Origin of the sequence: Methylobacterium goesingense (assembly GCF_022179225.1) — a bacterium.
Lineage (GTDB): Bacteria > Pseudomonadota > Alphaproteobacteria > Rhizobiales > Beijerinckiaceae > Methylobacterium > Methylobacterium goesingense.
The window spans coordinates 1-5,386 of record NZ_BPQL01000139.1; the positions used below are offsets into that span (position 1 = coordinate 1).

Here is a 5,386-nt window from a genome sequence, read left to right on the forward strand (position 1 = left end):
TTGTCAGCGTCATAAGAGGTTTTACCTCCAAATGAAGAAATAACATCATGGTAACGCTGCATGAAGTAATCACGTTCTTGGTCAGTATGCAAATTAGCATAAGCAGCTTGCAGACCCATAATGTCAATAGATGTGGTAGAAGTCGTCATTTGGCGAGAAAGCTCAGTCTCAGGAGGAAGCGGAGCAGTCCAAATGTTTTTGAGATGGCAGCAACGGAAACCATAACGAGCATCATCTTGATTAAGCTCATTAGGGTTAGCCTCGGTACGGTCAGGCATCCACGGCGCTTTAAAATAGTTGTTATAGATATTCAAATAACCCTGAAACAAATGCTTAGGGATTTTATTGGTATCAGGGTTAATCGTGCCAAGAAAAGCGGCATGGTCAATATAACCAGTAGTGTTAACAGTCGGGAGAGGAGTGGCATTAACACCATCCTTCATGAACTTAATCCACTGTTCACCATAAACGTGACGATGAGGGACATAAAAAGTAAAAATGTCTACAGTAGAGTCAATAGCAAGGCCACGACGCAATGGAGAAAGACGGAGAGCGCCAACGGCGTCCATCTCGAAGGAGTCGCCAGCGATAACCGGAGTAGTTGAAATGGTAATAAGACGACCAATCTGACCAGCAAGGAAGCCAAGATGGGAAAGGTCATGCGGCATACGCTCGGCGCCAGTTTGAATATTAGACATAATTTATCCTCAAGTAAGGGGCCGAAGCCCCTGCAATTAAAATTGTTGACCACCTACATACCAAAGACGAGCGCCTTTACGCTTGCCTTTAGTACCTCGCAACGGCTGCGGACGACCAGGGCGAGCGCCAGAACGTTTTTTACCTTTAGACATTACATCACTCCTTCTGCACGTAATTTTTGACGCACGTTTTCTTCTGCGTCAGTAAGAACGTCAGTGTTTCCTGCGCGTACACGCAAGGTAAACGCGAACAATTCAGCGGCTTTAACCGGACGCTCGACGCCATTAATAATGTTTTCCGTAAATTCAGCGCCTTCCATGATGAGACAGGCCGTTTGAATGTTGACGGGATGAACATAATAAGCAATGACGGCAGCAATAAACTCAACAGGAGCAGGAAAGCGAGGGTATCCTACAAAGTCCAGCGTACCATAAACGCAAGCCTCAACGCAGCGACGAGCACGAGAGCGGTCAGTAGCAATCCAAACTTTGTTACTCGTCAGAAAATCGAAATCATCTTCGGTTAAATCCAAAACGGCAGAAGCCTGAATGAGCTTAATAGAGGCCAAAGCGGTCTGGAAACGTACGGATTGTTCAGTAACTTGACTCATGATTTCTTACCTATTAGTGGTTGAACAGCATCGGACTCAGATAGTAATCCACGCTCTTTTAAAATGTCAACAAGAGAATCTCTACCATGAACAAAATGTGACTCATATCTAAACCAGTCCTTGACGAACGTGCCAAGCATATTAAGCCACTTCTCCTCATCCAACGCGTCAGTTTTTGACAGAATCGTTAGTTGATGGCGAAAGGTCGCAAAGTAAGAGCTTCTCGAGCTGCGCAAGGATAGGTCGAATTTTCTCATTTTCCGCCAGCAGTCCACTTCGATTTAATTCGTAAACAAGCAGTAGTAATTCCTGCTTTATCAAGATAATTTTTCGACTCATCAGAAATATCCGAAAGTGTTAACTTCTGCGTCATGGAAGCGATAAAACTCTGCAGGTTGGATACGCCAATCATTTTTATCGAAGCGCGCATAAATTTGAGCAGATTTGTCGTCACAGGTTGCGCCGCCAAAACGTCGGCTACAGTAACTTTTCCCAGCCTCAATCTCATCTCTCTTTTTGCGTTCTGCTTCAATATCTGGTTGAACGGCGTCGCGTCGTAACCCAGCTTGGTAAGTTGGATTAAGCACTCCGTGGACAGATTTGTCATTGTGAGCATTTTCATCCCGAAGTTGCGGCTCATTCTGATTCTGAACAGCTTCTTGGGAAGTAGCGACAGCTTGGTTTTTAGTGAGTTGTTCCATTCTTTAGCTCCTAGACCTTTAGCAGCAAGGTCCATATCTGACTTTTTGTTAACGTATTTAGCCACATAGAAACCAACAGCCATATAACTGGTAGCTTTAAGCGGCTCACCTTTAGCATCAACAGGCCACAACCAACCAGAACGTGAAAAAGCGTCCTGCGTGTAGCGAACTGCGATGGGCATACTGTAACCATAAGGCCACGTATTTTGCAAGCTATTTAACTGGCGGCGATTGCGTACCCGACGACCAAAATTAGGGTCAACGCTACCTGTAGGAAGTGTCCGCATAAAGTGCACCGCATGGAAATGAAGACGGCCATTAGCTGTACCATACTCAGGCACACAAAAATACTGATAGCAGTCGGCGTGTGAATCATTAGCCTTGCGACCCTCGGCAGCAAGAACCATACGACCAATATCACGAAAATAGTCACGCAAAGCATTGGGATTATCATAAAACGCCTCTAATCGGTCGTCAGCCAACGTGAGAGTGTCAAAAACGATAAACCAACCATCAGCATGAGCCTGTCGCATTGCATTCATCAAACGCTGAATAGCAAAGCCTCTACGCGATTTCATAGTGGAGGCCTCCAGCAATCTTGAACACTCATCCTTAATACCTTTCTTTTTGGGGTAATTATACTCATCGCGAATATCCTTAAGAGGGCGTTCAGCAGCCAGCTTGCGGCAAAACTGCGTAACCGTCTTCTCGTTCTCTAAAAACCATTTTTCGTCCCCTTCGGGGCGGTGGTCTATAGTGTTATTAATATCAAGTTGGGGGAGCACATTGTAGCATTGTGCCAATTCATCCATTAACTTCTCAGTAACAGATACAAACTCATCACGAACGTCAGAAGCAGCCTTATGGCCGTCAACATACATATCACCATTATCGAACTCAACGCCCTGCATACGAAAAGACAGAATCTCTTCCAAGAGCTTGATGCGGTTATCCATCTGCTTATGGAAGCCAAGCATTGGGGATTGAGAAAGAGTAGAAATGCCACAAGCCTCAATAGCAGGTTTAAGAGCCTCGATACGCTCAAAGTCAAAATAATCAGCGTGACATTCAGAAGGGTAATAAGAACGAACCATAAAAAAGCCTCCAAGATTTGGAGGCATGAAAACATACAATTGGGAGGGTGTCAATCCTGACGGTTATTTCCTAGACAAATTAGAGCCAATACCATCAGCTTTACCGTCTTTCCAGAAATTGTTCCAAGTATCGGCAACAGCTTTATCAATACCATGAAAAATATCAACCACACCAGAAGCAGCATCAGTGACGACATTAGAAATATCCTTTGCAGTAGCGCCAATATGAGAAGAGCCATACCGCTGATTCTGCGTTTGCTGATGAACTAAGTCAACCTCAGCACTAACCTTGCGAGTCATTTCTTTGATTTGGTCATTGGTAAAATACTGACCAGCCGTTTGAGCTTGAGTAAGCATTTGGCGCATAATCTCGGAAACCTGCTGTTGCTTGGAAAGATTGGTGTTTTCCATAATAGACGCAACGCGAGCAGTAGACTCCTTCTGTTGATAAGCAAGCATCTCATTTTGTGCATATACCTGGTCTTTCGTATTCTGGCGTGAAGTCGCCGACTGAATGCCAGCAATCTCTTTTTGAGTCTCATTTTGCATCTCGGCAATCTCTTTCTGATTGTCCAGTTGCATTTTAGTAAGCTCTTTTTGATTCTCAAATCCGGCGTCAACCATACCAGCAGAGGAAGCATCAGCACCAGCACGCTCCCAAGCATTAAGCTCAGGAAATGCAGCAGCAAGATAATCACGAGTATCCTTTCCTTTATCAGCGGCAGACTTGCCACCAAGTCCAACCAAATCAAGCAACTTATCAGAAACGGCAGAAGTGCCAGCCTGCAACGTACCTTCAAGAAGTCCTTTACCAGCTTTAGCCATAGCACCAGAAACAAAACTAGGGACGGCCTCATCAGGGTTAGGAACATTAGAGCCTTGAATGGCAGATTTAATACCAGCATCACCCATGCCTACAGTATTGTTATCGGTAGCAAGCACATCACCTTGAATGCCACCGGAGGCGGCTTTTTGACCGCCTCCAAACAATTTAGACATGGCGCCACCAGCAAGAGCAGAAGCAATACCGCCAGCAATAGCACCAAACATAAATCACCTCACTTAAGTGGCTGGAGACAAATAATCTCTTTAATAACCTGATTCAGCGAAACCAATCCGCGGCATTTAGTAGCGGTAAAGTTAGACCAAACCATGAAACCAACATAAACATTATTGCCCGGCGTACGGGGAAGGACGTCAATAGTCACACAGTCCTTGACGGTATAATAACCACCATCATGGCGACCATCCAAAGGATAAACATCATAGGCAGTCGGGAGGGTAGTCGGAACCGAAGAAGACTCAAAGCGAACCAAACAGGCAAAAAATTTAGGGTCGGCATCAAAAGCAATATCAGCACCAACAGAAACAACCTGATTAGCGGCGTTGACAGATGTATCCATCTGAATGCAATGAAGAAAACCACCATTACCAGCATTAACCGTCAAACTATCAAAATATAACGTTGACGATGTAGCTTTAGGTGTCTGTAAAACAGGTGCCGAAGAAGCTGGAGTAACAGAAGTGAGAACCAGCTTATCAGAAAAAAAGTTTGAATTATGGCGAGAAATAAAAGTCTGAAACATGATTAAACTCCTAAGCAGAAAACCTACCGCGCTTCGCTTGGTCAACCCCTCAGCGGCAAAAATTAAAATTTTTACCGCTTCGGCGTTATAACCTCACACTCAATCTTTTATCACGAAGTCATGATTGAATCGCGAGTGGTCGGCAGATTGCGATAAACGGTCACATTAAATTTAACCTGACTATTCCACTGCAACAACTGAACGGACTGGAAACACTGGTCATAATCATGGTGGCGAATAAGTACGCGTTCTTGCAAATCACCAGAAGGCGGTTCCTGAATGAATGGGAAGCCTTCAAGAAGGTGATAAGCAGGAGAAACATACGAAGGCGCATAACGATACCACTGACCCTCAGCAATCTTAAACTTCTTAGACGAATCACCAGAACGGAAAACATCCTTCATAGAAATTTCACGCGGCGGCAAGTTGCCATACAAAACAGGGTCGCCAGCAATATCGGTATAAGTCAAAGCACCTTTAGCGTTAAGGTACTGAATCTCTTTAGTCGCAGTAGGCGGAAAACGAACAAGCGCAAGAGTAAACATAGTGCCATGCTCAGGAACAAAGAAACGCGGCACAGAATGTTTATAGGTCTGTTGAACACGACCAGAAAACTGGCCTAACGACGTTTGGTCAGTTCCATCAACATCATAGCCAGATGCCCAGAGATTAGAGCGCATGACAAGTAAAGGACGG

Annotated in this window: 9 protein-coding genes; all 9 read right to left on the minus strand. The window is 44.7% G+C overall.

All coding sequences use genetic code 11. The annotated features are described in order from the left end of the window. Positions 1 to 698, minus strand: a 698-nt coding sequence (locus MFF30_RS26385; protein ID WP_283205926.1) for a major capsid protein, incomplete at its 3' end; no start/stop codon positions are given. Between the two features lie 36 nt (positions 699 to 734). Continuing rightward, positions 735 to 851 (minus strand): phage DNA packaging protein J, encoded by a 117-nt coding sequence (locus tag MFF30_RS26390; RefSeq protein ID WP_000033471.1) that lies wholly within the window; start codon positions 849 to 851, stop codon positions 735 to 737. Next, a complete protein-coding gene (locus MFF30_RS26395; RefSeq protein WP_000084700.1) occupies positions 851 to 1,309 on the minus strand; it encodes a scaffolding protein D in 459 nt (152 codons plus the stop codon). Before MFF30_RS26395 ends, MFF30_RS26390 begins: the two co-directional genes overlap by 1 nt. After that, the gene (locus MFF30_RS26400) at positions 1,306 to 1,545 is read right to left on the minus strand and encodes a phage DNA packaging protein C (protein WP_016670801.1); all 240 of its coding nucleotides are present in this window, start codon (positions 1,543 to 1,545) and stop codon (positions 1,306 to 1,308) included. Before MFF30_RS26400 ends, MFF30_RS26395 begins: the two co-directional genes overlap by 4 nt. Then, positions 1,478 to 1,630 (minus strand): hypothetical protein, encoded by a 153-nt coding sequence (locus tag MFF30_RS26405; RefSeq protein ID WP_435988044.1) that lies wholly within the window; start codon positions 1,628 to 1,630, stop codon positions 1,478 to 1,480. Before MFF30_RS26405 ends, MFF30_RS26400 begins: the two co-directional genes overlap by 68 nt. Beyond that, positions 1,563 to 3,158 carry a replication endonuclease gene (locus MFF30_RS26410; protein WP_021370787.1) on the minus strand — a complete coding sequence of 532 codons (1,596 nt, stop codon included), beginning with the start codon at positions 3,156 to 3,158 and terminating at the stop codon, positions 1,563 to 1,565. Before MFF30_RS26410 ends, MFF30_RS26405 begins: the two co-directional genes overlap by 68 nt. Before the next feature lie 9 nt (positions 3,159 to 3,167). After that, positions 3,168 to 4,154: a Minor spike protein gene (locus MFF30_RS26415; RefSeq protein WP_000466547.1), complete on the minus strand. Its 987-nt coding sequence runs from the start codon at positions 4,152 to 4,154 to the stop codon at positions 3,168 to 3,170. Positions 4,155 to 4,162: 8 nt separating this feature from the next. Continuing rightward, complete coding sequence (locus MFF30_RS26420) at positions 4,163 to 4,690, minus strand: hypothetical protein (RefSeq protein ID WP_000487867.1); 528 nt, start codon at positions 4,688 to 4,690, stop codon at positions 4,163 to 4,165. Positions 4,691 to 4,800: 110 nt separating this feature from the next. Then, a partial coding sequence (locus MFF30_RS26425; RefSeq protein ID WP_238281793.1) for a major capsid protein occupies positions 4,801 to 5,386 on the minus strand: 586 nt, incomplete at its 5' end.